25 protein-coding genes are annotated in these 26,925 nt (G+C 58.6%); 13 read left to right on the plus strand and 12 right to left on the minus strand.

Features of this window, described 5'->3' with window-relative positions:
* The first annotated feature begins 207 nt into the window (after nt 1-207).
* Nucleotides 208-789: a TMEM175 family protein gene (locus tag ACYU70_RS04495; RefSeq protein ID WP_342296327.1), complete on the plus strand. Its 582-nt coding sequence runs from the start codon at nt 208-210 to the stop codon at nt 787-789.
* A gap of 36 nt (nt 790-825) precedes the next feature.
* Here the strand turns inward: ACYU70_RS04495 and ACYU70_RS04500 are convergent, their stop codons facing one another.
* On the minus strand, nt 826-1,617 hold the full coding sequence (locus ACYU70_RS04500; protein WP_342296328.1) for an NIPSNAP family protein: 792 nt from the start codon (nt 1,615-1,617) through the stop codon (nt 826-828).
* A gap of 269 nt (nt 1,618-1,886) precedes the next feature.
* Here ACYU70_RS04500 and ACYU70_RS04505 point away from each other — a divergent pair, with 269 nt between their 5' ends.
* Nucleotides 1,887-2,924 (plus strand): DUF4917 family protein, encoded by a 1,038-nt coding sequence (locus tag ACYU70_RS04505; RefSeq protein ID WP_342296329.1) that lies wholly within the window; start codon nt 1,887-1,889, stop codon nt 2,922-2,924.
* Here ACYU70_RS04505 and ACYU70_RS04510 read toward each other — a convergent pair.
* Nucleotides 2,860-3,267 (minus strand): hypothetical protein, encoded by a 408-nt coding sequence (locus ACYU70_RS04510; protein ID WP_342296422.1) that lies wholly within the window; start codon nt 3,265-3,267, stop codon nt 2,860-2,862. The genes ACYU70_RS04505 and ACYU70_RS04510 overlap by 65 nt on opposite strands.
* 49 nt (nt 3,268-3,316) lie before the next feature.
* Between ACYU70_RS04510 and ACYU70_RS04515 the strand changes: the two genes are divergently transcribed.
* A complete protein-coding gene (locus ACYU70_RS04515; RefSeq protein ID WP_342296330.1) occupies nt 3,317-3,946 on the plus strand; it encodes a hypothetical protein in 630 nt (209 codons plus the stop codon).
* 89 nt (nt 3,947-4,035) lie between these two features.
* Here ACYU70_RS04515 and ACYU70_RS04520 read toward each other — a convergent pair whose 3' ends face one another.
* The 4 genes from ACYU70_RS04520 to ACYU70_RS04535 all read right to left on the minus strand — a co-directional run bounded on the left by ACYU70_RS04520 (nt 4,036) and on the right by ACYU70_RS04535 (nt 7,886).
* Complete coding sequence (locus ACYU70_RS04520; RefSeq protein ID WP_342296331.1) at nt 4,036-5,499, minus strand: GH1 family beta-glucosidase; 1,464 nt, start codon at nt 5,497-5,499, stop codon at nt 4,036-4,038.
* 32 nt (nt 5,500-5,531) lie between these two features.
* The gene (locus ACYU70_RS04525; RefSeq protein ID WP_342296332.1) at nt 5,532-6,584 is read right to left on the minus strand and encodes a glycosyltransferase family protein; all 1,053 of its coding nucleotides are present in this window, start codon (nt 6,582-6,584) and stop codon (nt 5,532-5,534) included.
* A gap of 154 nt (nt 6,585-6,738) precedes the next feature.
* On the minus strand, nt 6,739-7,662 hold the full coding sequence (locus tag ACYU70_RS04530) for a UDP-2,3-diacylglucosamine diphosphatase (protein ID WP_342296333.1): 924 nt from the start codon (nt 7,660-7,662) through the stop codon (nt 6,739-6,741).
* The gene (locus tag ACYU70_RS04535; protein WP_342296334.1) at nt 7,659-7,886 is read right to left on the minus strand and encodes a hypothetical protein; all 228 of its coding nucleotides are present in this window, start codon (nt 7,884-7,886) and stop codon (nt 7,659-7,661) included. The genes ACYU70_RS04530 and ACYU70_RS04535 overlap by 4 nt, the downstream gene beginning before the upstream one ends.
* A 228-nt stretch (nt 7,887-8,114) precedes the next feature.
* Between ACYU70_RS04535 and ACYU70_RS04540 the strand changes: the two genes are divergently transcribed.
* Nucleotides 8,115-8,705: a hypothetical protein gene (locus tag ACYU70_RS04540; protein WP_342296335.1), complete on the plus strand. Its 591-nt coding sequence runs from the start codon at nt 8,115-8,117 to the stop codon at nt 8,703-8,705.
* A 100-nt stretch (nt 8,706-8,805) separates the two neighbouring features.
* Nucleotides 8,806-9,933: a hypothetical protein gene (locus ACYU70_RS04545; RefSeq protein WP_342296336.1), complete on the plus strand. Its 1,128-nt coding sequence runs from the start codon at nt 8,806-8,808 to the stop codon at nt 9,931-9,933.
* Between the two features lie 54 nt (nt 9,934-9,987).
* Here ACYU70_RS04545 and ACYU70_RS04550 read toward each other — a convergent pair whose 3' ends face one another.
* Nucleotides 9,988-10,500, minus strand: coding sequence for an NUDIX hydrolase (locus tag ACYU70_RS04550; protein WP_342296337.1), 513 nt, complete (start codon nt 10,498-10,500; stop codon nt 9,988-9,990).
* Between the two features lie 299 nt (nt 10,501-10,799).
* Here ACYU70_RS04550 and ACYU70_RS04555 point away from each other — a divergent pair, with 299 nt between their 5' ends.
* Together ACYU70_RS04555 and ACYU70_RS04560 are read left to right on the plus strand one after the other, a co-directional pair.
* Nucleotides 10,800-12,320, plus strand: a complete 1,521-nt coding sequence (locus ACYU70_RS04555) for a DEAD/DEAH box helicase (protein WP_342296338.1) — start codon at nt 10,800-10,802, stop codon at nt 12,318-12,320.
* A 238-nt stretch (nt 12,321-12,558) separates the two neighbouring features.
* Entirely contained in the window at nt 12,559-13,047 is a 489-nt protein-coding gene (locus ACYU70_RS04560; RefSeq protein WP_342296339.1) for a hypothetical protein, read from the plus strand.
* A gap of 122 nt (nt 13,048-13,169) precedes the next feature.
* On the opposite strand, the gene ACYU70_RS04565 is transcribed toward ACYU70_RS04560, so the two are convergent.
* The 3 genes from ACYU70_RS04565 to ACYU70_RS04575 all read right to left on the minus strand — a co-directional run bounded on the left by ACYU70_RS04565 (nt 13,170) and on the right by ACYU70_RS04575 (nt 17,311).
* On the minus strand, nt 13,170-13,355 hold the full coding sequence (locus ACYU70_RS04565) for a hypothetical protein (RefSeq protein ID WP_198068736.1): 186 nt from the start codon (nt 13,353-13,355) through the stop codon (nt 13,170-13,172).
* A 976-nt stretch (nt 13,356-14,331) separates the two neighbouring features.
* On the minus strand, nt 14,332-15,219 hold the full coding sequence (locus ACYU70_RS04570; protein ID WP_342296340.1) for a helix-turn-helix domain-containing protein: 888 nt from the start codon (nt 15,217-15,219) through the stop codon (nt 14,332-14,334).
* 337 nt (nt 15,220-15,556) lie between these two features.
* On the minus strand, nt 15,557-17,311 hold the full coding sequence (locus tag ACYU70_RS04575; protein WP_342296341.1) for a L,D-transpeptidase family protein: 1,755 nt from the start codon (nt 17,309-17,311) through the stop codon (nt 15,557-15,559).
* A gap of 390 nt (nt 17,312-17,701) precedes the next feature.
* On the opposite strand from ACYU70_RS04575, the gene ACYU70_RS04580 reads away from it, so the two are divergent.
* From ACYU70_RS04580 to ACYU70_RS04590, 3 genes are all read left to right on the plus strand, one after another.
* Entirely contained in the window at nt 17,702-19,540 is a 1,839-nt protein-coding gene (locus ACYU70_RS04580; protein WP_342296342.1) for a M1 family metallopeptidase, read from the plus strand.
* A 91-nt stretch (nt 19,541-19,631) separates the two neighbouring features.
* Nucleotides 19,632-20,552: a cyanophycinase gene (locus ACYU70_RS04585; protein ID WP_342296343.1), complete on the plus strand. Its 921-nt coding sequence runs from the start codon at nt 19,632-19,634 to the stop codon at nt 20,550-20,552.
* 161 nt (nt 20,553-20,713) lie between these two features.
* Complete coding sequence (locus ACYU70_RS04590) at nt 20,714-21,700, plus strand: aldo/keto reductase (RefSeq protein WP_342296344.1); 987 nt, start codon at nt 20,714-20,716, stop codon at nt 21,698-21,700.
* A 154-nt stretch (nt 21,701-21,854) separates the two neighbouring features.
* On the opposite strand, the gene ACYU70_RS04595 is transcribed toward ACYU70_RS04590, so the two are convergent.
* On the minus strand, nt 21,855-22,778 hold the full coding sequence (locus ACYU70_RS04595; protein WP_342296345.1) for an isoaspartyl peptidase/L-asparaginase family protein: 924 nt from the start codon (nt 22,776-22,778) through the stop codon (nt 21,855-21,857).
* 132 nt (nt 22,779-22,910) lie between these two features.
* On the opposite strand from ACYU70_RS04595, the gene ACYU70_RS04600 reads away from it, so the two are divergent.
* Complete coding sequence (locus tag ACYU70_RS04600) at nt 22,911-23,327, plus strand: DUF3127 domain-containing protein (RefSeq protein ID WP_342296346.1); 417 nt, start codon at nt 22,911-22,913, stop codon at nt 23,325-23,327.
* Nucleotides 23,328-23,435: 108 nt separating this feature from the next.
* Complete coding sequence (locus tag ACYU70_RS04605) at nt 23,436-24,062, plus strand: AlbA family DNA-binding domain-containing protein (RefSeq protein ID WP_342296347.1); 627 nt, start codon at nt 23,436-23,438, stop codon at nt 24,060-24,062.
* Between the two features lie 413 nt (nt 24,063-24,475).
* Here the strand turns inward: ACYU70_RS04605 and ACYU70_RS04610 are convergent, their stop codons facing one another.
* Nucleotides 24,476-26,035, minus strand: coding sequence for an alpha/beta hydrolase-fold protein (locus ACYU70_RS04610; protein ID WP_342296348.1), 1,560 nt, complete (start codon nt 26,033-26,035; stop codon nt 24,476-24,478).
* A 138-nt stretch (nt 26,036-26,173) separates the two neighbouring features.
* Between ACYU70_RS04610 and ACYU70_RS04615 the strand changes: the two genes are divergently transcribed.
* On the plus strand, nt 26,174-26,881 hold the full coding sequence (locus ACYU70_RS04615; protein WP_342296349.1) for an esterase family protein: 708 nt from the start codon (nt 26,174-26,176) through the stop codon (nt 26,879-26,881).
* Nucleotides 26,882-26,925: the final 44 nt, after the last annotated feature.

The following is a 26,925-nucleotide window of genomic DNA, read 5'->3' on the forward strand; positions in this document are numbered from 1 at the left end:
GGTTGGTTCCGGGACGTCCCTGTTGGGCGAAGCAAATGTATCACAAGTTTCAATAATTATTGAAACTTGTGATACATTGTTTTTATTCCTGTGTCGGGATGCCAGTGAGCATGACGGGTTGAGCATTTCGAAAGTAGCAGGAGCCGCCGCACGGCGCTACTTTAGCGCCTCACCCCTTGCTCCCCGGCAGTCCGCCGCCCCTCCCGCATGCACAAAGGACGACTCGAAGCTTTCAGCGATGGCGTGCTGGCCATCATCCTCACCATCATGGTGCTGGAAATCAAGGTGCCGCACGGGGCCGATTTCGCGGCCCTGCGCCCGCTGCTGCCCGTGGTTCTCAGCTACGTGCTGAGCTTCATCTACATCGGCATCTACTGGAACAATCACCACATGATGCTGGCCGGCACGAGCAAGGTTTCCGGCGGCGTGCTGTGGGCCAATCTGCACCTGCTGTTCTGGCTGTCGCTGGTGCCCTTCGCCACGGGCTGGATGGGCGAAAACCACTTCGCCCCCGCCACGCTGGCCGTGTATGGCGTGATACTGCTCATGGCCGGCGTGGCCTATTTCGTGCTCCAAAACTGCATTATCGCCATCGAAGGCCCGGATTCGACGCTGGCCCGCGCCATTGGGCGCGACTTCAAGGGCCTGTCGTCGCCCCCGCTTTACCTGGCGGGCATTGCGGCCAGCTTCTGGCAACCGTGGCTGGCGGGCGGCATCTACGTAGCCGTGGCGCTGATGTGGCTCATCCCCGACCGGCGCATCGAGCGCACGCTGGTGGATAAAGCCTGAACGACTGTAGAGCCGTGCCCCTATTATCACCTCGTTTTAGAGCCCCGAATAATCAGTTGGCCGCAGGAATGTGATGTCGATGTGGGACACGTTATGCTGATACTCGGGCAGGGCGGATAGTTTTTTCCATTCGGGGTCGCTGCCAAAGGCTTTCCAGTGTGCTTCCCGCGCCGGCATGTTCGCGAAGGACGTCATGTACATGAGATTGGGCATTTTGGCACCGAAGACTACTTCGCCGTAGAAAATGCCATTGAATCCCAGCCGGTCAAACAGCCTGATTTCTTTGCCGGCATTGAACATCTGAACTTTGTTGCGGAACAGCTTTTCGCTAGCGCCTTCGTAGCTGCGCAGCTCGTACACCCGCTCATTTTTAGGAGCTTCGAACCGGGGGGCAGTCAAGCCAGTCATCTCATCAAAAGCGCGAATGAGCATGGTTTCGTGCCGGGTGTAGGCCGGGTCGTTGTAGGCGGCATTGACGTAGGTGCCACCCGCGGCCAGCAGCTTGGCAGTCGTTTCTTTATCGACTTTCTCCCACTGTTTCAGGGAAGTAAATGGCGTGAATACATACACGCGCCTATCGGCGGCCGTGTCGTTGCCGATGGGCTTGAACACCCCAATGGTAGCAATGCCCGCCGCGTGCATAGTCGGCAGGTATTGCCGCTGCAGAAAACTGTCAATCAGGCCTTCCTGCCGAGCAGTTTTTAAGTGATATACCTTCAGCGCAAAATACGTTGGGCGCTCGGTGGAAGTGGTTGGGGCAATGGCGGCGCTGGTCAGCAAAAAGCCCAGACAGGTAACGATGAGCGGAAGGATAAGTCGTTTTTTCATGGATAGGCAAGGTCAGCTTAAATGCTTAGCCACAAGTACGTGGTAGGTGCCGCAACTGCTGCCTAACTCCTAAACGGGCGCTGCTGTTTCCCCGACCGGCGCATTAAGCGCACGCTGGTGGCTAAAGCCCAAGGGAAACACGCTGGGTAGCGGCGGCCGCTTCGCGGACTTGACGGGAGATGCGGGAGTAGCTTGGGCGCTGGAGTGGCATAATTTCATTAATTATACTTCGAATTTCAAATCCCATTTTAAAAACACCAGTAATCCTTATGAGCCACACAGAAAAAGAACTCAATGACATTGGTGTATTCCAATGGGAGTCAATTGTAGATGGCTTCCAAGACGCTAACTTGTTCTTGGGAAATGGATTTTCTATTTCTCTTTGCAAACGACTTTCTTACAAATCTTTATTTGAGAAATTCAAAGTTACTACAAACCCTGAATTACTTAAGATTTTCAACAGCTTCAAAACATTCAATTTTGAGCTGGTTATGCAGAATTTGAATAATACAGAAACAATCAATAACATTCTAGGCATTTCCAGCAATAAGATTGAAAAACTAAGAGACGCACTCAGAAGTGGGTTGATTAAGACCGTCCAGGACAACCACCCAACTCACAGCGAAATACATTACCCACAATTATTGAAGCCTGGATATGAACTACTTGATTTTAGAGATATTTTTACCACTAATTATGACGTATTTCTTTACAAAAGTATTTTACAGGTTATTTCAGAGTATCAATACCAAAAGTTAGAAGCGCCATTTCAAGACTATTTCTATGAGAAAGCAAGCCCGACTCAACTCAAATTTTCCAGCGTTATCCCCTACAGCAATCCTCGAAGTGTGTACTATTTACACGGGTCACTATTTCTATATATTTTCGATAATCAGCGCTCTACGTACAAACTCCGCAGATTAGAGGAAGCACGTATTGAATATATTCACCTGATTAGAAGAGAAATAGAAAACAATAATTTTCCTATTTTTGTCGCCGAAGGCTATGCTGATGACAAACTGCGCACTATTAATAACAATGCTTATTTAAGCTTTTGCGCCAGCAAACTCCAGAACTCAGGTAGAAACTTGGTCTTTTACGGCTTCTCATTCGGCGACTCTGACAAACACATTCTTGACTTTGTGAACAAAAGCAAGGTAAACCAAGTCGCAATCAGCATTTATAAAGGAAACAAGAGTCTTGAGCAATTAGAGCAAGAAAGCTCATTCTTTCGTAATTTATTCACGAAGAAGGATGTAGCTGTGTATGATTCTGAGAGTTTATTTCCAAGTTTAAGGCCTTTCTAATAATTTGAGTCCTACAGCCGTGGGTCCACCTCCGCGTTTTCCAGCGATAGCACGCCGAAGACTCACTGATGTACGCGGCGCAGGGGCTGGCCGGCCACGAAGCGAGTTCGCCCTCGACGCCGAGGGCGAACTCGCGCAGGGCGAGGTTGCTCTTGGCCTTCACGTTGCGCTGGCGGAGGCGGTCGAGGTGGCCGGGCAGCAGGTAGTCGGGGCCGTAGATGATGCGTAGGCACTCGCGGCCCCGGCACTTGAGGGCAGTGTAGAAATTCGGGAGGCCGAATGTACCATGGCCACGTCCGATGCAGGGCCGGGTTGGCGAAGGAGAAGTAGGTTTGCGGTTGATTAGGCCGGTTTACGACCGGCTCCACTCCTTTTTCCTGCTCCGCCTGCTCGTGCCCGACACCGCTCCCGCCGCTCCCATCGGTCCATCCCTCGCCGATTTTGCCTGCTTTTATCTCTACGGCCTCACCAACCATCCCTATCAGCAATCGCCTGACTTAACGAAGTTTGGCGAACTGTACAGCCTCGTCATCGGCAACCACGGCGGCTTGGGTATCGCCAGCTCGTTCCACCCTTATCAACTGGTGGGTCCGGGTGGCATCTCGGTGTGGTACGCGGCCTATGCGCAGTTCTACGCGCAGCCCAATCGACTCGAAATGTTTGCCGAAATGACGCTGGAAAAAGCACAATTTGTAGTGGTGCCACCGGCTTCGTTCGCCGAATACCACGTCTGGTCCGACACCCGCCTAACCACCGACGAAAACCCAATTTTTGGCCGCTTCGTCCCCTTCGTTATTCCGTTTCTGGTGCGCAAAGACCCGGAATTATTGCGCTGGGACAAGGAGTTTGCCGCCGCCGGAGGCGACAAAAACCGCATCAGCCCCTATTTAAAAGCTGTGAACGAGGCCATCCATTTCGTGCAGCCCGCGCCGGCCTTCGTGCTGGGTTTTGGGGAATTTGATGAGCAACAGCCGGAGCAGCTGATTGAGCATTTTATGAGCTGCCGCGATATGCTGCTGTAGAGACGCGCCCCTTCACGTCTCGTTGTTCGCGCCATACTGACGGTACTCGTTCAACGCCGAGACGCGAAGGGTCGCGTCTCGGCGCCTAACTACCGCATCGTTCCGGCGCGCATTGTGGCATCTGCAGTACCGGCCACCGCTGCGCCGCCCAAAAACTCCTGGTACCAGCGCCCCGAGTCCTTCACAATCCGCTCCTGCGTTTCATAATCAACGTGAATGAGGCCGAAGCGCGGGCCGTACCCCTCGGCCCACTCGAAGTTATCGGTCAGGCTCCAGGCGAAGTAACCGCTCACATCCATGCCCTCGCGCTGGGCGCGCAGCACTTGGCCGATGGCTGCCTGCAGGTAAGCCCGGCGGGCAGCATCGTGCACCCGGCCATCCATTGCCACGTCCGGAAACGCTGAACCACTTTCAGTTACGAGCAGCGTTGGCGCATTTGGATAAGCGGCAAACTGTTTCAACATTTGGTAAATCGACTCTGGATACACCTCCCAGCCCATGTCGGTATAGGGCACGCCGCGCTGCTTGGCGGGCACCAGTGCGGCCCATTGCAGGGGCAGCCAGGGCGAGAATTTTACCACCTCGCGGGTATAATTCTGGATGCCCCAGAAGTCGAAATCAAAGGCCATGCGCTGCTCGTCGCCGGGCTTTTGGTAGCGTTCCAGCAGCCAGCGCAGGGCCGGCAGCTCGGCCACCGGGTATCCCAGGCCGAGGGTGGGCTCCACGAAAAAGCGGTTCAGCAGGGCATCGGCGCGGCGGTTGGCGGCTTCGTCGTAAGCATTGCCGGGGCGGTGCGGCGTGAGGTGCGAACACGAAAACGTAGTGCCGATTTGGGCTGTGTCGGGCAGCGCAGCGCGCAACGCCCGCCCCCCCTCGGCCTGGGCCAGCGTGGCATGGTGGGCCGCCGCCAGGAAAGCCCCCAAGTGCCGCCTTCCGGGCGCATGAATGCCTAGCAAGTGGCCCGCCCCCACAAATACCATGGGCTCGTTCAGCACGCACCAGTTCGGCACCCGGTCGCCGAGGCGGCGGGCCATGATTTGGGCGTAGTCCGAAAACCAGTTCACAATGTCGCGGTTGGCCCAGCCGCCGCGCGCTTGCAGGGCGCTGGGCAAATCCCAGTGATAGAGCGTGAGCATGGGCCGCAGGTCACGCTCCAGGCAGGCATCCACCAGCCGGTCGTAGTAGTCGAGGCCGCGGCGGTTCACGGCCCCGATGCCTTCGGGCAGCACCCGGGGCCAGGCGGCGGAGAAGCGAAAATCCGTCAGGCCCAGGCTGCTGGCCAGGTCCAGGTCGGTTTCGTAGCGGTTGTAGAAATCGGCGGCCACGCGCCCGTGCTCGTTGCGCCGGATGGTCCCCTTGCGGCGCGTAAAATCATCCCAGATGCTGGGACCTTTGCCCTGGTGCTGCCAGGCACCCTCGGTCTGGTAAGCGGCTGCTGAGGCTCCCCACTGAAAATCGGGCCCGAAATCGGCCCTTGAAAACGGCAGCGGGGCCGAGGCCGGATAGAAGGCCGCCGGTAGCGGCTCCGAATAGCTGGGGGGAAGCTTTATCATGCGCGGGGCGCGGAGGAATCAAATGGATGGAATTAATCACGCCACGCGTGACGCGCTTTCTTATGGTGTACCGGCCCAACACCATTGCCCGGCAATTGCTCCCGCAGCAACTGGTCAATTACGGCGGCCGTCTGGTCGGGGTAGTCAACGGCAATCACCTGGTCCTGATTCAGCCACTGGTCCACCTTATCCAGGTTTTTGTCCTTGAAGCTTTTGATGACGGGCACGCCCAATTTTTCCAGCGCGGCGGCGTTGCACTGCTGCTCATATTGCTGCTTCATGGGCATCACCAACAGCTTTTTGCCCAGGTAGAGCGCTTCGGCGGGGGTTTCAAAGCCCGCGCCGCACAGCACGCCGGCCGAGCGGGCCAGACTGTCGAGAAAGGCCGGGCCGCTCACGGGCCACACCCGCACGTTGCCGTACTCGGCGGGTTCGTGGCTGTGCTTGCTAAATACCTCCCACCGGATGCTACGGCTCAGGTGCTGCAGCCGCTCCACCAGAATTTCTTCTTCGTAGGCCGGTAGGTACACCGTGTAATGGCCCTCATTGGTCGGGCTCAGCTCGCGCACCTGCTGGCGGATAACGGGCGTGGAAATCTCCGGTGCATAGCGCTGAAAATGGAAGCCGTACTGGTCCGTACTCGGCGCGTAGTGCTTCAGCACGGCGCGGCCGGCCGGGTCTTCGCGGTCGGGGCGCGGGGCGGCGGGGTGCAGCACGGCGCTCTGGTGGCTGAGGGCAATGCAGGGCACATGCCGCATTTTGCAAGCCCAGCTGCTCACCGGCTCAAAGTCACTGATAACCAAATCATATTCTTCCACCGGCAGGTGCCGCACCTCGTGCAGAAACTTCACCGAGTTGAACTGCGCGAAGGTCTTCACGAAGTTGATGCCGCCCTTTTTGCCGAACATGAAGCCCATGCCCTGCGCCTTGTATTTCACGTCAAAAGGCAGCGGCAAATCGGCGGGCGGGCCGCTCACCAACACATCAAGCTGCTCGCAGCGGCTTTGCAGCAGTGGCACCACATCGAGGGCGCGGCTGAGGTGGCCATTGCCGGTGCCCTGGATGGCGTAGAGAATTCGGGACATTTATTATTGATTCTAAATTCTGGCCGGTCATGCTGAGCGTAGCCGAAGCATCTCTACCACTTCGTTGCAATGCCATTGATTACTGTCGTGGTAGAGATGCTTCGGCTGCGCTCAGCATGACGTTCTTTATTGTTGTTCAACGCAACTGCGTCGTTTACGCCTTAATCTTAAACTCGGCCAACAATCCTTCCAGCAGCTGCGCCGGGTTGGCATCGGCCAGCTCCTCGGCGGCGTCTGCTGCTTCCGTTTCCACAGCCTGTTGCATGGCCGGGTCGTTATTATAATAATAGAGCTGCCAGCCGGCCTCGGCCGTGTACTCCAGCGCCGTCAGGTTCTCCACCCAATCGCCGGAATTCAGGTAAATCACCTCCCCTTTTTCGGTATGCAGGGTCTTGATTTCGGGCTGGTGAATGTGCCCGCAGGCCACGTAGCGGTAGCCTTCATCGGCGGCGATGGCGGCGGCTGTTTCCTCGAAGTTGCTCACCGCCGATACGGCCGATTTCACCCGTTCCTTCACCAGCTTGCTCAGGGCCACGCGGGGGCGGCCCAGCTTTGCCAGTAGGTAATTCACGAAACGATTTATCAAAATCAATAAATCGTAGCCGTGGCCGCCGAGCTTGGCCAGCCAGCGCGAGTGCCGCATGGTCACGTCGAACACGTCGCCGTGAAACAGCCAGGTGCGGCCGTGGGGCAGGTCAAGCACCAGCTTGTTATCGAGGCGGAAATTGCCCAGCTTCAGACCGGCGAATTTGCGCAGCAGCTCGTCGTGGTTGCCGGTCAGGTAATGGATTTTGACGCCCTTGGCAGCCAGGCCGGCCAGGTAGCGCACCACGCGCATGTGGGCCGGCGGCCAGTAGTTTTTGCTAAACTGCCAGATGTCCACAATGTCGCCATTAAGCACCAGCACCTGCGGCCGGATGCTCTTGAGGTAGCGTAGCAGTTCGGTGGCGTGGCAGCCATACGTGCCCAAATGCACATCGGATATGACGGCCACCTGCACCCGGCGCTTGCGGCGGGCGGCGGGGCGGGCGGGAACAACCGGCGGGTTTTCGGGCACCAAAACAGTTGCTACGCTCATGCGGCAGCCGACTGGGTGAAACGTCCTCCACGCGCCGGCCCCACCGAGCGGCGCGGCCGGATGGCCGGCCCCGCCGTGCGCCGGCCAAACTCGCCCCCTAGGGCCGAGCGCAGGCTGCCCAGCGTGTGCAGCGCATACGCCACCCACAAGGCCAGTTGAAACAACTCGTACACGAGCCATCGCCCCAAACGGCGCAGCCCCGAAATCAATGCCGGGAAGTACATAGCAGGAATGGTTATAACCAGTGAAAATCCTGCTTTCAAAGGTCCACTTCTTCTATTAAGTCTTGATTACGGCCGCATTAAGGTTAAATCACGCTTGGCAATAATTGCGCAGTCCAATTCTGCCCCGTCCGCATTTTGCCAGATTTCGGCCGGGTTTCCGTTTCTTTGTTCCCCCAATTATCGGTTGGTTAGCCTCACCTTATTTCGTTCCTCATTTTACCGCTTATTATGCAGTTTCTACCCCGTCTGGCCCGTCATTTCTTCGTTGTGGCCCTGCTCCTGCTGTGCGCCGGAGCCGCCCTGGCCCAGCCCACCGGCAAAGCCGCCAAAGGCCGCAAGCGCTACACCTTCGCCCAGAAAGACGAAGAGTCGCCTTACGTGAAGAATGTAACCAAAAACACCGAGGATGAGCAGGATGTCGACGGCTCCTTCACCCGCCTCGGCTACCGCTCCTACTCCGACATGCTCACCGAGCTCACGGCCCTCAAAAAGCTGCACGACTGGGCCGATACCACCTACCAGCGCCGCGTGGCCGCCATTCCGGCCGGCGGCGCGCTGGTGGTCATCGTGCACCGCCAGGGCCCCAAAGGCGTGGAAATGTCCAACCTCACCCTCACCGCCACCGACAAAGCCGGCAAGGAGGTCTTCACCCAAACCCTGGCCCCCGCCACCGGCCGCTTCTTCGGCCGCGACCTCTACCAAGGCAAAGCCGTCATCCCCTTCCCCAAAATGGACCCGCAGGAGCTGAACGTCAGCATCCGCGACGCGAAGCTCTACCAGACGTTTGATTACACGCTGGAACTGCCGGCGGCGCAGTAGCCGCAATATCTTCTTTTCGCTTCGATGGGGCGACATTCGCGGCGGCGGATGTCGCCCTGTTTTTTTATTTCCTCATACTCCGCTTACCAGTCGAATCAGCATGAAGCGCAAAGCAGCCCTCGTTTTCATTGTGTTGCTGCTGGGAGTAGTTATTATGTCCAGTCGGCCGGCTTACCAATACCCGGCCCCGACCGAACTGCGTCAAAAAGCCCATTATCTGGAGCGTATTATCCAGGCACCCGAGGGCGAAGCGGCCGAATTAAATGCGCTGGGCAATGCGGAATGGTCGCTGTTCTCGATGTCTTATTCAGCGTATGCGTTCACAAATATGGCGCAACTGGACAGCAGCTTTCGCCGCGAAGCCGCACAATACACCCAGCTGGCTATTGGCAAAATGCTGGCTGGCAATATCGCCCAGGCATTCCGCAACTCAGCTGCCACCGTCGCAGCTGATTCGGTAACCTCTGTGCTCTACCTGGGCCACCTCAACCTGATGCTGGGCTGCCACCGCCTGCTCGACCCTAATTCTCCTTATAAAACGTTACACGACTCTCTTTCTGCCAGCCTGCACCGCCGGCTCGTTAGCGCGCCCAACCACTGCCTCGAATCGTATCCCGGCGGAGTATGGGTGCCCGACAATACCGTAGCTCTGGCCTCACTGCAACTCCATAGCGACCTGACGGGCAGTCGCTATCGCGCCTTCTGCCAGCAGTGGGTAACCTACGCCCGTCAGCATCTTTCCGACCCTACCACTGGGCTGCTGCTCTCCAAGCCGGCCACCCGCCACCAGGCGGCCGAAGAGCCGCGCGGCTCTCACTTGGGCTGGAGCATCTTCTTCCTCTACCGCTTCGCCCCCGCCTACGCCGCCGAGCAATACCAACGTTACCAGCAGCACTTCAGCACCAACTTCGGCGTCATCCGCCTCTACCACGAGCGGGCTGGCAAATACGAAACCAGCGAGGGCGATGTCGACAGCGGCCCGCTGATTTTGGGCTACAGCATCCCGGCCAATGCTTTCGCCTTCGGCAACGCCGTAGCCCTTCGCGACTGGCGCAATGCCCAGCGACTTCGCCGCGTCATCAGCTTCGGCAGCCGCGAGGTGGAGACGCCACAGGAAATATCCTACGGCGTCCGCTTCGTTGATTTATCCGTCAGCCCGTTGGCCGAGGCACTTTTATTGAATGCCGAGACGATGACGCCCTGGCAAAGGCCTTCCAAAAGCCAATAGTTAATTTCAGCTTATTTGCCCCAAGGAACTCAGCCGTACGAATATTCGGAACACCTATTTCCGCAGCCGCACCCACTGCACGGCAATCACCGTCTTCGCATCCCGCAGCGGCTCCGCTACCAGCGCTTCCCATCTCAGCTCCACCATTTCGATGTTCTCGTGCTCCTCGGCCAGCCCACCACCTTCTCCGGTGCGGTGGCTCACTTCGGCGTGGTACACGGTGATTTCCTCGGAGCTGGTGCCCGGCGAGGGCCAGATGCACACAATTTCCTCCAGCTTATCTACCTCGTAGCCCAGTTCCTCGTGAATCTCGCGGCGCACGGCCGTTTCGGGCGCTTCGTCGCCATCAATCATGCCGGCGGCGATTTCCAGAATCTCCGCTTCCGGGCCGATGCGGAACTGGCGGGTGAGCACGTACACCTGCCGGGCCGTGTCGTAGACTAGCGCGGCTACAGCTTTGCCGGGCGCGAACTGCTCGCGCCGGAGCTGGTGCTCGCCGTCCTGAACGATTAGCTGGTTGACTTTGTAGTGGCCATTGAAGACCCGGGTGCGCTCGATAATCTGCATCGTCGGATTTGTGTGTTGTACCTTTGTTGTCACCAGGGCCGCCGTCGGAGCAGCCCGCTGCCCGGCTGCGTCGGGCAAAGCCCCGCGCCTCGGCTGTCTCCGCGAAGTAAGCGCACCTCACCCCAATTCCTCTTCATTCAGGGAATCTGACGGCCTCCGACGAGCCATCAACCCCGCCCACGCCTGGCCTCGTCCGGCGTGGACATGCCCGCCTATGCTACGGCGCAGGCCCAACCACTTATTGCGCGGACCACTGTCTGCCAACACGATACCCAAGTACCCAGTACTAAAGCCAACCTATGACGTTTGACGATTTAAATCTGATTGACCCCATTCTCAAAGCCCTCAAAGAAGAAGGCTACACTACCCCTACTCCCATCCAGGAGCAGGCCATTCCCCACGTTCTGGAAGGCAAAGACCTCCTCGGCGTGGCCCAGACCGGCACCGGCAAAACGGCCGCCTTTACCGTGCCCATCCTGCAAGTGCTGCACCGCACGGCGCAGGTTGCTAACCACGCCCCGCGCGCCATTCGCTGCCTCGTGCTCACGCCAACCCGCGAGCTGGCCATCCAAATCAACGAAAGCTTCGGTGCCTACGGCCGCCATCTTAGCCAGATTCGCCACACCGTTATTTTCGGTGGCGTGGGCCAGCACCCGCAGGTACAGGCCCTCAAGCGCGGCGTAGAAGTGCTCATCGCCACTCCCGGCCGCCTGCTCGACCTCATGAATCAGGGCTTCGTGGACCTGCGTCAGGTAGAAGTTTTCGTGCTTGATGAAGCCGACCGCATGCTCGACATGGGCTTCATCAACGACATCAAGCGCATCCTGCCCAAGCTGCCCACCAAGCGCCAGACCCTATTTTTCTCGGCCACCATGCCCGGCCAGATTCAGGAGCTCGCCAGCACCATCCTACGCCCCAACCCCGTGCGCGTGGCCGTAACGCCCGTCAGCAGCACCGCCGACACCGTTACCCAATCGGTATACCTGGTTGAAAACAACGACAAGCCCGCCCTGCTCCGCCACATTCTGGAGGACAAAGGCATCAAGCGTGTCCTCGTCTTCACCCGCACCAAGCACGGAGCTGATAAGGTTGTGAAAGCCCTCGCCGCGAATCAAATACAGGCCGAAGCCATTCACGGCAACAAAAGCCAGAACCACCGCCAGCGCGCCCTGTCGAATTTCAAAGCCGGCAGCACCCGCGTGCTGGTGGCCACCGACATCGCCGCCCGCGGCATCGATGTGGACGAACTGACCCACGTCATCAACTACGAAATCCCCAACGAGCCCGAAACCTACGTGCACCGCATCGGCCGCACCGGCCGAGCCGGCGCTTTTGGCACCGCCTTCTCCTTCGTGGAAGATGAGGAGCGCGCTTACCTCCAGGATATCCAGAAGCTCATCAGCCGTCAGATTGACGTGGAAGCTGAGCATCCCTTCGTGTCGGGCCGCATCAAACCCGTAATGCTGCACGGCAACGAGCGCATCATCCGGCCCAAGGGTCCGGCTGGTCGCCCGGCCCGCTCCGGCCCCCGCGAGGGCGGTAATGGCGGCGGCGGTCGTTCCGGCGGTGGCCAGGGCGGCGGGCGCTCGGGTGGCGGCCGTACCAGCGGCGAGCGTCCTAGTGGCGAGCGCACCGGCGGTGGCCGTCCCAGCGGCGAGCGCAGCCGTCCGGCCGCACCTGCCAGCAGTGGTCAGTCCGATACCGCTCGTCGCTTCGGCAGCGGCGGGGCCCGCGTGAATGTGGGCGGCAACCGCGAAGGTGGTGACCTGGGCGGCCGTCGCCGGGGCGATGCCGGTGGCACGCGCCGCGGCTCGTTCTAAGCAACGTCTTTATTAGGGTGTCATGCTGAGCGCAGCCGAAGCATCTCTACCGCAAGAGTAATCCAATCGACAGGATTAGTTACACGGTAGAGATGCTTCGACTGCGCTCAGCATGACGTTCTTTTTTACGGACGAATAGATTCAACACAAAGCAGAAGGACCCGGAAAACTTTTTCCGGGTCCTTCTGCTTTTTATGGCTGATTACTTGCTTTTTCCGCGAATAATTCCTCCGTTAATATGGCTCAGCCCACGCTTCCCGTCATTCAGGCCCTGCGCGATACGGCCCAGCGCCTCGCCACCCAAGCACCCTACCAGTGGGGCCACATGGGCAGCTGCAACTGCGGCCACCTCGCCCAAACCGTCACGCGCCTCACTAAAGCCGAAATCCATGCCCGCGCCATGCAGCGCTACGGCGACTGGGAGCGCCAGATTACCGACTATTGCCCCACCAGCGGCCTGCCCATCGACCAGACCATCGACGAAATGCTGGCCCTCGGCTTCTCGCGCCGCGACCTCACCCACCTCGAGCGCATCTCCGACCCCACCATTCGGGCCGCTATCCCGTTCGAGCGGCGCGACAGCCTTCGCCACAACCAGCGCGACGACGTGGTGCTCTACCTCAGCACCTGGGCCGACCTGCTGGAGCGCGACCTGCTGGCCGGTATCAGCCTGCCGAACTTCGACGCCGCGCCCGTACCCACGCCGGTAATGGCCGCCGCTCGCTAAGCCTTTCAAGTTGCCTGGCCCATGACGGCCAAAACTGATGACACAGAAAAAGCCCCCGCCAAATTTTTGGCAGGGGCTTTTTTATTTTTCAGGACGGTCGGCGGCTTAGCCAACCGCTGGCCTTAGTTGCGGGTCACGTTGGAACGCTGGGCTTCGCGGTAGCCTTCGGCACGGTGGGCACGCTTGTAAGCGGCGTCAGCGGAAGGGTCTTTCTCAGCCTCGGCGGCATCGGGGGCCTGGGCACAAGAGGCCGTCAGGAGCATGGCCGTTGCGGCGGCCAACCAAAGATTCGTGCGGGTCAGTTTCATGCCACGAAGGTAGCCCACGGTCGCCAAACGAACAACCCGACCAGCAGGGCATCCGCACAACCTATGTATTTCGGGCCGCTCTTGCGCACTATTGCCGGCTATGCTTTGGGAGCAGAAAACAAGCTACCCTTCATTTACAATTGACAACACCCCTGCTTACCTGCCCAAACGCAACGGATACTTTACCCACTACGTCTGGCACAGCTTTCAGCTATCCAAAAGCAGTTGGCGCTACTCCCATTCTGCCCTACAGCAGCTAACCCATGCTCCAACAATCCGTCTCACTATGTTAGCACACGTTAGTTTGCAATCAACCTGACATTGTACTCAACCATGTTGGTTATTTTAGCCACCATGTCAAATTCATTAGCAGCACCATGCAGCTACCCGGTGTAACATCTGCTGTCCGACTGCTCAAATAGCTGGGATTATAAAGTCGATAATTCCCTACCCAGCTTCTACATCACACCACTCAATCCATCAAACCATTGCTTTCGTTAGCTTAATTTAATTCGGTGAAATACAATATATTATGAAAATAAAAAACATTAAAGCAAATCAGTTAAAATTGGCCCTACAAAAGTTAGCAGTCAATACAATTAAATATTGCCGTTTCCAAGAGCATTAAGTTCATTACAACCCTACCAACGAGGGCACCCAAGCGCGAAGCCCAAGCGCATGACAAATTGAACAATGGCTGCAGAAGTGACCTAACCTCCAATTAAGGCAGGGAGGCTCAAAACCTGAATATCACTTGGGCTTCAATAGCAGCGTCCAATATGGCAAGGCCAAATAAAGTACTAGGGAATGCCCTGCTAAGCACCCTGCGTGACGCTGTTTTACTGGCGTATACACGCATTATATACGCCGAATTAAGCTTGGCAGATTCTGTCCTCGCGCCTGGCCATGGTCAGGTAGCAACCATCTGCAATGAGATTGCAGCAATGGAAAACGGCACTTCTATTGGAGTCGCAACCTACTCGGGTTGATAATCGGCAAAGGAACCGTCGCGATAGAAAATCACAATCCGACGGATGGGCTTGTCGCCTCCAGCAAATAGAGCGGAAGCCAAAGTTGCACCAGTCGTTTCATTGGCCGGCACCAGCTGAAGCGTAGCTGCCGCATCAGACACGTCTGCCGTAGGGGTGGGCGTGGGAATAGGCGGGCTGGGTGTAGTATCCTGAACTGGAACTGCTGCCGGGGCCTGTTCGCTCGTCACTGCCAAGCGCTGGGTTGGAGCTTGGAGGCTGTCCGGAAGTTGAGGTAACGCATCCATCGGTGCTGCATTCGCTACAAAGCGCTTGGGCATAACCCGGGTACGACCTGGAGCAGGTATGCTGGTTCGTAGTGGGACCGCCTTGGGCATATCATACCGAACAGGCTCTTGTTCAATATGTTCATTACCGTGCACAGGTGCCGGTGGGGCCTCCACGGCCGTTTCCATAACAATTGGGCGGTTCTCAGCAGCCTCAACTGATACTGGTGCAGCTGCCGCAACCGGCGTAACGGGTATAGCTGTAGCCTCCGATGGCACGGAAAGGATTGCCGCAGCACTGGTGCCGGCCAACATTGGCCCGGTACCATTCAGCAGCCACGGCATGGCCAAATCGGGCATAGCGGCCAAGATGCGCTGGACAACTTCCAGGCTAGGTTTGTTGCGCCCCGACAAAATGTGGCTGACAATGGGCCGGGCCACGCCGATAACATCGGCAAACTGCGTAGGCGTAAGCTGTCGGCTTTCTAATAGGGTTCTGATGCGCTCAACCATAGTCGGGATTTTAGTTACAAATGTAGCGCCTGAAATCAGGAGAGCATTAACGCCAATTAAAAAGCATTGATTACAATTGTATAAGCCCAGTGTCACATGCTGTATTTACATCTGTAAATCAAATGGGGCTTGCCATGGCACATCCCCACCCAAAACAAATGTAATCAGCCCAAATGTTGTAAATATTGCCCTTCTTGGTACGCTTGGATTCGCATTATCACAATTCGTTACTGGCCTCGGCCACTGTCTCGTGGCAATATTTCCGCAGCGCAACGATGCAATAAGGGGATGGGATTTCTACCCGGTTTAACTTCTCGCTTTTGCTTATTCCCCTGAACCAACGGCACGAAAAAAGGCCCGGCAACCTCTCGGTTATCGGGCCTTTTGAATCATCAGCCCCACACGCAGAGGGGGTGCAGAGCCAGCGTTTTGGCTAGTCGAAGTACTCGCGGGCGAGCTTTTTATCCAGCCCGTAGATGTCGTCGCGGAAGTGTGGATGGCCGGCGGCATCGGCCCAGGCCGTGAAATAGACTAGGTACACGGGCAGCTTTTCTTTGAGGGTAATGTACTTTTCGCGGCGGGTTGCGATGGAGTCCAGGATGGTGGCCTGGTCCCATTCGGGCCGGTCGCGCAGTAGGTAGGTAGCCAGTTTGATGGGCTCGGAAAGGCGCACGCAACCGTGGCTGAAGCTGCGGTTGCTCTGCGAAAACAGCTCGTCGTGGGGCGTGTCGTGCAGGTAAATATCGTTCGAGTTGGGGAAGATAAACTTCACATTGCCGAGGTCATTCTTGGGTCCGGGGCGGCGGCGCAGCGTGTATTTGAACGTCGCCTGCGTCACGTTGGCCCAGTCGACGGAGGCCGGGTCGATGACGGTGGCCTTACGGCCGTAGCCCTTCACCACCTCCATATCGAGGCGGTCGAGGTAGTTGGGGTTGGCCACGAGTTTATCGCGCAGCTCATTATCGATGATGCTGAACGGCACATTCCAATACGGAGCCAGCACCACGTACTCCATTTTGTCGCTGAACACCGGCGTTTCGTGCAGCACTTTACCCACGATAACGCGCATGTTGAATGCCTCTTTGCCCCCCTCAATCACGTGCAACGTGTACTCGGGAATGTTCACCAACAGGTAATTTTCTTCAAACTTTTTGGGCAGCCAGCGCCAGCGCTCCATGTTCAGAATGAGCTGGTCGATGCGCGTGCCAATGGGCACGTTGAGTTGCTTCAGTGTCTCGCCACTGACGATGCCGGTCGGTTTCAGGCCGGCATCCTGCTGAAATAATTTGACGGCCTGCACCAGTTCGGGGTCGTAAACCTGGGCGGCAGGAACTGCGGCGGCCGGGGTTCCGGGCTGGGCGGGGTTAGCCGGGGGCGTGCTGGCGGCGGCCCCACCGGCACTATCGAGCAGACGCTTGCGCAGGGCGGCCACAGCCGGCGAGGCGGCTCCGGGCTTCAGGTTGAGGGTGGCCGGAAGGGTGGGCCAGCCGCCGGCGCGCTCCTGAGCGCGGTAGGTGGCGAGGGCCTTTTTCAGCTGGTCGTACTCGGGGTGAAGGGGGGCAAACTCGTAGTAATTATAGCGGCTTTTACGCTCACCCAGGAAGGTGAGCAGGGCCTTATTGAGCTTGATTTTATTGGGCTTGACCAGCCACGAGGTATCCTTTTTATCGTGCGGATTGGCCACGCCCCGGTAATAGTCGTTGGCCCACTTCATATACGTTCCGGTCAGGGCAATATCAACCTGGCGCTCCAGCGCATTGCGGCGCACGGAGTCGCCACGCACCTTCTCCAGCTCGGCCAGCATCTTGGATATATCCTTAACCTGGTAGTCTTTAGAATTCAGGCCTTCATTTCCAGCTTTAGCAATAATATCCTGTAAGGTTTTAACCCGAGCCACCGGCTGGTGGTCCTTAAACCAGCCTAATTTGAAGCCCCGCTCCCGGTAGAAGCGGCGGGCGGGGAGTAACTGAGCCTTGAATTTAGGCTCGGCCTGAAAGGCTTTGATAACCTCCGTGCTATCGAGCAGCGGCTGGGGGCCGGCCACATTAGTCACCGAAGAGTCGGCCGCCGTTTGCCCGGCGGTCTGGTTCTGCGAGTCAGAGGAGCCGCAGGAGGCAAGAGTAGTGCTGCCGAGAGCCGCCAATAGGAGCAGCCACAGCAGGGAAGTAATTCGGAGGAGAAAAGTCATTGAAGGAAAAAAAGCGGGCGGAAAAATAGCCTCGGCCGTGGCCGAAGGCTGGGCGTTGTACTGCCAGGCTGCTGGCAGGGTTGCGCCGGGCCGCCCGCAGGCAGTCCGGTTGCAAAGTACGCTACTGCGGGGCACAGCGTGTTGCCATAAGGCGGTAATCGTGCCAATTCCGGGCAAAAAGTACCGTTCCGAGGGGCGGGGCGGCCCGAATAGCCTTATTTGCCGGGCGTAGCTGGCTTCCGGCAGCCCTTATCTGGCAACCGACGTCTTCTTTTGAGCCCAATCCACCAGCCTGGTTGTTATTTCGGGCCGGCGTTTAGCGAAGTACTGGCTAGCACGGTCATCGATTTCCGTCCCGGCTTTTCCGACTATCTCTTCTCCATTTCCCGCATGGCCCCTCTCTCATCCGACTTGACCCCCACCGTCCTCCCCACCGACCCGCATAGCCACGCCGGTAGCAGTCCGGTGCGGGTGCAGCACCTCGCCCTGGCCCTGACGGTCGACTTCGACCAGCATACCCTGGCTGGCACCGCTACTTGGCACCTCGCCAATCCCGGGGCGGCGGCCGATTTCGTGCTCGACACCCGCGACCTCACCATCGAAGCCGTGGAGGCGCTCGATGCCACAGGCTTGGCCACGACCACTGATTTCATCCTAGGTTCGCCCGATGCCATTTTGGGCCAGGCCCTGCGCGTGACGCTGATGCCCGCGACCACGGCCGTCCGCATCCGCTACCGCACGGCCCCGCAGGCGGCAGCTTTGCAGTGGCTGAAGGCGGAGCAGACGGCCGGCACCGAGCCGTTCCTCTTCACGCAGTCGCAGGCCATTCTGGCGCGCACCTGGCTGCCGTGCCAGGACTCGCCGGGCATCCGCTTCACCTACGAGGCCACGGTGCGCGTGCCCGCCCACCTGCTGGCCCTGATGAGCGCCGAGAACCCGCAGAAGCTAAGCCCCACCGGCGAGTACCACTTCCGCATGGCGCAGCCTATTCCGGCCTACCTCATGGCGCTGGCGGTGGGCGACCTGGCCTTTGCCCCGCTCAGCGGACGCACCGGCATCTACGCCGAGCCGGCCACGCTGCCGGTAGCAACCCACGAGTTTGTCGACCTCGAAAACATGGTGGTCGCCGCCGAGCAACTGTACGGTCCTTATCGCTGGGAGCGCTACGATTTGCTGGTGCTGCCTCCCTCCTTCCCTTTCGGCGGAATGGAAAACCCTAGATTAACATTTGTAACACCAACCATCCTTGCGGGCGACCGCAGCCTGACCAGTTTGGTGGCCCATGAGCTGGCTCACTCGTGGTCGGGCAACCTGGTTACAAATGCAACGTGGAATGATTTCTGGTTGAACGAAGGATTTACGGTGTATTTCGAGCGCCGCATCATGGAACATTTGTATGGCCGCGAATACGCCGATATGCTCCAAGTACTGGGCCGGGCCGCGCTGCATCATACCATTGAAGAAATTGGGGCGGCCAGTCCCGATACCCATCTGCACCTGGCCCTGGCCGGCCGCGACCCCGACGAAGGCCTCACCGAAATTGCCTACGAGAAAGGCTGCGCCCTGCTCCTGACGCTGGAGTCACTCATTGGCCGGCCCCGGCTCGACACCTTTATTAAGGAGTATTTCGCCCGCTTCAGCTTTCAGGCGATGGACACCGCCACCTTCCTACACTACCTCCGCGCCGAGCTGCTGGACAAAGAGCCCGGCCTCGAAGCCAAGTTGAACCTGGCCGCCTGGGTCGATGGCCCCGGCCTCCCACCCAACGCGCCAACGCCAACATCCGACCGATTTGCCAAGGTCGACCAGGCATTGGCCAACCTGGAGGCAGGCACCGCACCAACGGCCCTCCGGACGGCCACCACCGAATGGAGCAGCCACGAGTGGGTCCATTTTCTGCACCGCCTCTCCCCGACCCTGACGGCCGAGCAGCTGGCGGCGCTGGACGCGGCCTTCCACTTCACTACTTCCGGCAATGCCGAAATTCTGGCCGCCTGGTTTCCGCACACGCTGCGGGCCGGCTACGCGGCGGCCGACGAAGCCGTGAAAAAATTTCTGCATCACGTGGGCCGTCGCAAATTTGTGGTGCCGCTCTACCAGGCCCTGCTGGCCACGCCCGATGGCCCGGCGCGGGCCCACGCCATCTACACCGAAGCCCGGCGCAACTATCACTCCGTGACCACCGGCACGCTCGATGCCCTACTTGCCACCCGGGCCGAGCGTCATTAATCCCCATCCGGCCCGAACTTTGCCACGGGCTACGGCCCGGCTACCGTCTGGCCATTTCGTTTTTGCATCACTCCGTAACATCCGCCATCCGTTGAAAACCATCATTCCGCTCGGCAAGCTCATCGCCGTGGGCGGCAACGAGGACAAGGGCACGTACCCCAACCCCCGGACCCGCCGCAAGTATTACCTCAACTTTTTCGAGTTGGGCATCCTGAAGCGCATCGTGCTCGAAACCGGCAAAACCGACCCGCGCATCGAAGTCGTGACCACCGCTTCTATGATTCCAGAGGAAGTTGGGCCGATTTACACCGGCTCCTTCGCCATGCTCAACTGCCTGAACGTGGGCATTATGGACATCCGCACGCCCGAGGATGCCCGCCAGCCCGAGTACTTAGAGCGCCTGCTGGCCGCCGATGTGGTCATGTTTTCGGGCGGCAACCAGTCGCGCCTGCGCGAGATGTTCGGCGAAACCGATTTCCTCGACCGCATGATTCAGCGGTACTACGCCGAGCCGAATTTCGTAATTGCCGGCACCAGCGCCGGGGCCATGGCCATGTCGCACTACATGATTCGCGGCGGCTCGGTGCCCGATGCCTTGTTAAAAGGAGCCGTGAAAATGGGCATCGGCCTGAGCCTGCTACCCGCCGCCATCATCGACTCGCACTTCGTGAAGCGTGGCCGCTTCGGCCGGCTCATCGAATCGGTGGCGCTGCACCCCAAGCTCATCGGCATTGGCCTGGGCGAGGACACCGGCGTACTCATCACCGAGGGCAACCTGGTCGAAACCATTGGCTCTAACCTGGTTATCATCCTCGACGGCCACAACATCCAGCACAATAACGCCGCCGCCGCAAAAAAAGGCACGGTGCTTTCCATCGAAAACGTAACCATGCACGTCCTGGCCAAAGGCAACGTGTACGACATGCGCGAGCGGAAATTCTACCCCAGCAAAGACGTTCTGGCCCCCGTTGCCACCCCAAGCGTGGCCATTGATATTACGCCCATTGGGTAAAGCCTGCCGGATTTTGCCAGAAAAAGCCCGCTCATTGCGTAAATGAGCGGGCTTTTTCTTTCCATCGCAGCCATTTTGCCGTACGCTACTCAGCAAGCAGCACTCCGCAGCGCGGGCGTAATGGCCTGTTTTCGCCGCTTTCACCATCAAACTTCATCCATATGAACTACCGCAAGCTCGGCAGAACCGGATTTTCAGTTTCAGAAATCAGCCTTGGCACCTGGCAAGTTGGCGGCAAGTGGGGCGACCCGTTCAGCCACGCCAACGCCGATAAAATCCTGAATACCGCCGTGGATGCCGGCATCAATTTCATTGATACCGCCGATGTGTACGGCGACGGCGAGAGCGAAAAAGCCGTGGGCCGGCTGGTGCGCTCCCGCTCCGAGCGCCTTTTCGTGGCCACGAAATGCGGCCGCCGCCTCCAGCCCCACACGGCCGAGGCCTACCAGCCCGCCGTGCTCCGCCAGTTTGTGGAAGACAGCCTGCGCAATATGCAACTGGAAACCATCGATTTAATTCAGCTACACTGCCCACCCACCGAGGTCTACTACCGCCCGGAGATTTTCGGGGAGTTTGACCGCCTGCGTGAAGAAGGCAAAATCCAACACCTCGGCGTGAGCATCGAGAAAGTGGAGGAAGGCCTTAAAGCCATCGAATTCCCCAACGTGACGACGGTCCAGCTGATTTTTAATATGTTCCGCCAGCGCCCGCCGGAGCTGCTGTTCAAAGAAGCCGCCCGGCGCAATATCGGCCTGATTGTGCGGGTACCGCTGGCCAGCGGCCTACTCACCGGCAAGTTCTCCCCGCAAACCCATTTCTCAGCCGACGACCACCGCAATTTCAACCGTCATGGCGAAGCCTTCGACAAAGGCGAAACCTTCTCCGGCGTGGATTACGAAACCGGCCTCGCCGCCGTGGAAGAATTAAAACACGTTTTCGGGCCTCAAACGCCCCTCGCCGCCCAGGCCCTGCGCTGGATTCTGATGTTCGACGAAGTAAGCTGCGTCATCCCCGGCGCTTCCCGCCCCGAGCAGATTCTCTCGAATCTGCAAGCCGCCGAGCTTCCCGCCTTATCGGCGGAGCAAATGCAGGCCGTGCGGGAGATTTACGATGAAAAAATCAAGCCGATGGTGCATTATAGTTGGTAATCGTAACCGGCGCATTACAAAGAAAACGTCATGCTGAGCGCAGCCGAAGCATCTCTACCGTGCAAGTAAATCCTGTTGATTGGATTACCACTGCGATGGAGATGCTTCGGCTGCGCTCAGCATGACGTTCTGATTTTTGCCTATAGTCGTTCGGCTACTCCTTATAGATAGCCACCGCGGCCTCCCCTCCTTCAACCCGGCTGGCGCGGTACATACCTTCCGAATTAAACGGCAGCGTGACGTTCCCGGCCGCGTCCACGGCAATCAGACCGCCTTCACCGCCCACCGGTGCCAGTTTGTCCTGCACCACAATGCGGGCCGCTTCCTCCAGTGATAACCCCTTGTATTCCATCAAACAAGCCACGTCGTAAGCCGCCACCGCCCGGATAAAATACTCCCCATTGCCCGTGCAGCTGATGGCGCAACGCGCATCGGCCCAAGTGCCAGTCCCGATGAGCGGCGTGTCGCCGATGCGGGAGTAACGCTTGTTGGTCATGCCGCCGGTGCTGGTGGCGGCGGCCAGGTGGCCGTGCTGGTCGCGGGCCACGGCCCCCACGGTGCCTTTTTTCCAGTTCGGGTCGGCAGCGTGGTCGAGCTGCATTTTGCCCGAAGCAATGGCATCCTGGAGCTGGTCGAAACGCTTTTGGGTGAAGAAATATTCCTCTGGTTGCAATGGCAGGCCGTGTTCGCGGGCCAGCTCATCGGCTCCGGGGTAAGCCAGCAAAACATGCTCGGTATACTCCATTACCAGGCGGGCGGCCCGGATTGGATTTTGCACCTGCCGCACGCCGGCTACCGCCCCAGCCAGTTTGTTGTGGCCGCTCATGAGGGCGGCGTCCATTTCGTGGTGGCCGTCGTGGGTAAACACGGCCCCGCGCCCGGCATTGAACAGCGGGCAGTCTTCGAGGCTGCGCACGGCGGCTTCCACGGCGTCGAGGGCGGCGGCCCCGTCGCGCAGCATATCGTAGCCAGTGCTGAGGGCCGCTTCGAGGGCAGCGCGGTAGAGCTGTTCATCGGCGGGAGAAAGCGAAGCGCGGGCAATGGTGCCGGCACCGCCGTGGATGGCAAGGGCGAACATATATATAAGGAGTAAAAAAGTCGGGAGAAATGCGCCCGCAAAGGTAGCCGGAGGGAACGGCAGCGGGGCCGCTTGCGTTTTTTTTCGTAGGTTTGATGTTCAAGTCTACAAATCCAAAAACACCCCATTTTTATGGCATACGACGTAACCGGCCGGCTGCACGAAATATTTGACGAACAGCAGGTAAGCGAAAAGTTTCGCAAGCGCGAGTTCGTGCTGGAAGTCCAGGACGGCCAGTATCCCGAGCATATTAAGTTTCAGATGGTTCAGGACAAAACCAGCCTCATCGACCCTTTCAAAATGGGCGACGAAGTGAAGGTGACCTTCAACCTGCGCGGCCGTGGCTTTAACAAAAACGGCCAGATGCTGTACTTCACCAACCTGGAAGCCTGGAAAATCGAGCCTGCCGGTGCTGCCAACTACGGTGGCGGCGGTGGCCAGCAGCAAGCGGCTCCCCGCCCCGCTGCCCAAAACCAGAACCCCACGCTGCGCGCCCAGCCTTCTGCTGCACCCATCGCCAGCGACGACGACAACGACCTGCCCTTCTAAGGCCAGCCGTTTGCTCCGGTAGCTCAGCTACTTGATAACGCTTATGAAAATGCCGCCTCCGGTACCCGGGAGCGGCATTTTTTATGTCCGATTTGCGTATAATATTCCATGGACTTACACGAGTTGATAGCAAGGGGCGAGGGTGAGGCGCTGGAATTCAAGCAGAAAACTACCCACCCGCACCGCATTTCGCGCACCCTGGTTTCGCTGGCCAACACGCGCGGCGGGCAGGTACTGGTAGGTGTCGATGATGCCGGCCGCATCCTGGGCGTGCGCGATGCCGAGGAAGAATTATTTGTGCTGCGCGATGCTGCCGCGCACTACATTGCCCCGCCCCTAGCCGGCCTGCACTTCCACGAAGTGGAGGAAGATGGCCGCACTGTCCTCATCGTGACCGTGCCCGAAAGCCCCCGCAAGCCCCACCGAGCCCAGGTAGCGCCCAACGACTGGCGCGGCTACGTGCGCGTGCGCGATGCCAGCGTGCAAACCAGCGGCCTCACCGAGAAGCTGTTGGAACGCCAGCAGCCTGAGTCTCAATTCGAGCAAATCCCCCTCAACAAGCAGGAACTTGCCGTTATCGACTACCTGAAAACCCACCCCCGCATCACCCTGGCCCAGTTCATGAAGCTGGTAAATTTCGGCAAGCGCCGCGCCTACCAAACCCTGATAAAGCTGGTGCTGCACGGCTACATCCGCCACCATGACAAGGAAAAGGAACCGTACTACACTGCCTGACCACGGATTGGCTACGCCGAACTTCGTTTCGCTCGGATTTTTCGGATTCCACGGATTTTGTAGAAGTCACGAATTATTCAAACCGCACTCAATGAAAAGGCCACTCAACTGAGTGGCCTTTTTCATTGAGTAACCTAGATGAATCGTCCACAAAATCCGTGGAATCCGAAAAATCCGAGCCAATCCGTGGTCTATTCCTGCTTGCGGGCGCGGGCTACTTTCTTCTCTTCTTTTTCCGCCTTTTTTTCTTTGGTGGTTTTTACGGGTTCTTTCTTTTTCTCTTTGCGGGCATCCTGCGCTTTGGCCATGATTGAAAAGAAGTTTAGGTGAGGGAATGGGTTTCGGGGCTTTCAACGCACGGCCGGGCCGGCGTGTTGTAGTTGGGCGAAGGTAGAAACTTTACCGAAAATCCCCTACAAAATGGGCAAATACCGCTCGCGGATGATGTTGAGGTGGTGCCGCTCGTGGCCGGGCACGATGTAGAGCAACGCCCGCACCGTAGCGGGGCCGCCGTTAGCCGTGCCCCGCCGGTCCAGTTGCTCCTCGGTGAAGGAGTCGAATAAGGCTACGGTAGCAGCGCGGGTGGCATCGTACTCGGCCAGCAAGCTGGCAATAGAACGGGCGTTGGCCCCGCTGTACGTTACGTAGTCGTCCTGCTCGAAACCGGGCAGGTTCTGTCCATCATTGCGGGCGAAGCGCATGGCGCGGTAGGCAAATACCCGCTCAGAATCAATTTGATGCAGCAGCATTTCCTTCAGGTTCCACTTGCCGGGAGCGTAGGCTTTTTCGGCCTGCTCTTCGCTTAGGCCAGCAAAAACGGCGTGAATTTCGGCGGGTTGGGAGCGCAGCACCTCGCGCGGGTCGGCATCGGTTGGCACGAGGTTGATATAGCCGGCGGCATACGGCAGGAAGTCGCCATCGGCAGGGCGGGTCAGGGACATGGGAGTGGGAATTGAATGAGTAGCAAGGACTAATGCAGCCGGCAATGGTTGCCCAACGGCATTTTCGGAAGTCGGCAGCACCAGCGGGGTGACGGGCGGCGCGACTGGCGGGGCCGAAGGCGGCAAAATAGCGGGGGCCAGATGCGGGTCGAGTTGCAGGCGTACCACCGGCAGCGGGGCGGGGAGCGCAGCCGAACCTTCTGCCTTGCCAAATGCCCAAATCAGAAAATCAGACATCACCCGGCCCCAGGTATCGGGGTGGTGGTGGCCGCCTTCTACCTGCACGTAGCGCAGGGCATTTTGCGTATTTAAACCACAGGAAATCAATTCCTCAATTAAATCCAGACAGTCTTCGACAGAATCGATAACGCCATTTTCGTTGCGGTCGCCGCGCTCGTCGAGCGTGCCCACCTGCAACCAGAAACGGTGGCTGGGATGCAGGCTACCGGCCCGCACCAGCCCGTGCATGATGCGGTCGGCGGGCGTGTAGCCGGCCCCCACCGCCCGCTGCCGCCACCAGAACGAGCCCGAAAATACCCCGGCCCGCGCAAACGCCTCCGGGTGGTGCCACACCAAATCAAACGCCGACAGGCCGCCGAGCGAAAAGCCCGCCATCACCGCCTCAGCCGGGTTAGAAGAAGCCTGGTGATTCTCTTGCACAAAGGGCAATAGCTCCTCCAGCACGAACTGCGCATACGCCCCGGCCAAACTGCCCCGGCCGTTGAAATCGGGGTGGCCGGCCGTACCGTATTCCTGCACCCGCAGCTCGTTGGCGTGCATTCCTACTACTATAAAAGGCTGCACCGTTCCCCCGGCATACAGCACATCGAGCGTGGCTTGCAGGTGCAGCCGCTCAAAATCCTGCCCATCGTTGAGATATAACACTGGATAGGAGGCGGCCGTAGGCAGGCTCGCCGGGGGCAGCAGAATGCTTAGTTCCACCTCGCGCGCCAAAAAGCTGGACGGTAACACTTCCCGGCAAAGGCGGGTGCCAACGGATGATATTAAGGGGCTGGTGGGGTCTGCAAGCATCAAACAAAGTAACGCCGCCCGGTCGGAATGCGCTTCTTAATCAAAGAAAAACCGGATAAATGCAGCCGGTCCATGATTTCTTCACTAGTTTGCCGCACCGCTCCTCAAATATTTCTTCGCCACCCTTCCCCCCACCCCGTGCAGGAACAACATCGTCGCTTTTACTCGCACCACCTCGGCCAGGATATTGATATGCTGGTTTTTGGCACCTGGGGCTACCCGGTGGTCATCTTTCCCACGTCCGGCGGCCGCGAATACGAGGCCCGCGACTTCAAGCTCATCGAGGCGGCGCGCCCGCTCGTAGAAGCCGGCCGGGTCAAGCTTTACTGCATCGACAGCGTCGACCAGCATTCCTGGTACGCCAAGCACCTGGAGCCTCGCATCCGGGTGCAGAACCACGTTTTCTACGACCAGTTTCTGAGCGAGGAGCTCGTGCCAATGCTCCAGCAGGAGTGCCACGTTGATAAAATTGCGGTGGCGGGATGCAGCTTCGGCGGCTTCCACGCGCTCAATTTTGCCTTCCGCCACCCCGACCAGGTGGCACATTTATTTACGATGGGCGCGGCCTTCGACATTCGCCAGTTCGTAGACGGCTACCACGACGACAACGTGTATTTCAACAACCCGCCCGAATACCTGCCCGGCGCGTACAACGAGCATTTCCAGTGGATGAACATCATCTTGGGCACCGCCGAGCATGACTTCTGCAAAGAAGCCAATTTCCAGATGGCGCGCCTGCTCAGCGAAAAAGGCATTCACTATACGCTGGACGTGAAGCCATTCGGCAACCACGACTGGCCTGTATGGCGCGAGATGTTCCCCCAATACCTGGCCACCATCGGCTAAGCACCTCCGTTCGCTTCCCCAATTCTTCACCCCAGAAAACGAAC

This window comes from Hymenobacter segetis (assembly GCF_054776495.1).

Coding starts and splice junctions, on each gene's coding strand:
- ACYU70_RS04495 (WP_342296327.1), top strand. CDS start 208: ATGCACAAAGGACGACTCGAAGCTTTCAGCGATGGCGTGCTGGCCATC.
- ACYU70_RS04500 (WP_342296328.1), bottom strand. CDS start 1,617: ATGAAAAAACGACTTATCCTTCCGCTCATCGTTACCTGTCTGGGCTTT.
- ACYU70_RS04505 (WP_342296329.1), top strand. CDS start 1,887: ATGAGCCACACAGAAAAAGAACTCAATGACATTGGTGTATTCCAATGG.
- ACYU70_RS04520 (WP_342296331.1), bottom strand. CDS start 5,499: ATGATAAAGCTTCCCCCCAGCTATTCGGAGCCGCTACCGGCGGCCTTC.
- ACYU70_RS04525 (WP_342296332.1), bottom strand. CDS start 6,584: ATGTCCCGAATTCTCTACGCCATCCAGGGCACCGGCAATGGCCACCTC.
- ACYU70_RS04530 (WP_342296333.1), bottom strand. CDS start 7,662: ATGAGCGTAGCAACTGTTTTGGTGCCCGAAAACCCGCCGGTTGTTCCC.
- ACYU70_RS04535 (WP_342296334.1), bottom strand. CDS start 7,886: ATGTACTTCCCGGCATTGATTTCGGGGCTGCGCCGTTTGGGGCGATGG.
- ACYU70_RS04540 (WP_342296335.1), top strand. CDS start 8,115: ATGCAGTTTCTACCCCGTCTGGCCCGTCATTTCTTCGTTGTGGCCCTG.
- ACYU70_RS04545 (WP_342296336.1), top strand. CDS start 8,806: ATGAAGCGCAAAGCAGCCCTCGTTTTCATTGTGTTGCTGCTGGGAGTA.
- ACYU70_RS04550 (WP_342296337.1), bottom strand. CDS start 10,500: ATGCAGATTATCGAGCGCACCCGGGTCTTCAATGGCCACTACAAAGTC.
- ACYU70_RS04555 (WP_342296338.1), top strand. CDS start 10,800: ATGACGTTTGACGATTTAAATCTGATTGACCCCATTCTCAAAGCCCTC.
- ACYU70_RS04560 (WP_342296339.1), top strand. CDS start 12,559: ATGGCTCAGCCCACGCTTCCCGTCATTCAGGCCCTGCGCGATACGGCC.
- ACYU70_RS04565 (WP_198068736.1), bottom strand. CDS start 13,355: ATGAAACTGACCCGCACGAATCTTTGGTTGGCCGCCGCAACGGCCATG.
- ACYU70_RS04575 (WP_342296341.1), bottom strand. CDS start 17,311: ATGACTTTTCTCCTCCGAATTACTTCCCTGCTGTGGCTGCTCCTATTG.
- ACYU70_RS04580 (WP_342296342.1), top strand. CDS start 17,702: ATGGCCCCTCTCTCATCCGACTTGACCCCCACCGTCCTCCCCACCGAC.
- ACYU70_RS04590 (WP_342296344.1), top strand. CDS start 20,714: ATGAACTACCGCAAGCTCGGCAGAACCGGATTTTCAGTTTCAGAAATC.
- ACYU70_RS04595 (WP_342296345.1), bottom strand. CDS start 22,778: ATGTTCGCCCTTGCCATCCACGGCGGTGCCGGCACCATTGCCCGCGCT.
- ACYU70_RS04600 (WP_342296346.1), top strand. CDS start 22,911: ATGGCATACGACGTAACCGGCCGGCTGCACGAAATATTTGACGAACAG.
- ACYU70_RS04605 (WP_342296347.1), top strand. CDS start 23,436: ATGGACTTACACGAGTTGATAGCAAGGGGCGAGGGTGAGGCGCTGGAA.
- ACYU70_RS04610 (WP_342296348.1), bottom strand. CDS start 26,035: ATGCTTGCAGACCCCACCAGCCCCTTAATATCATCCGTTGGCACCCGC.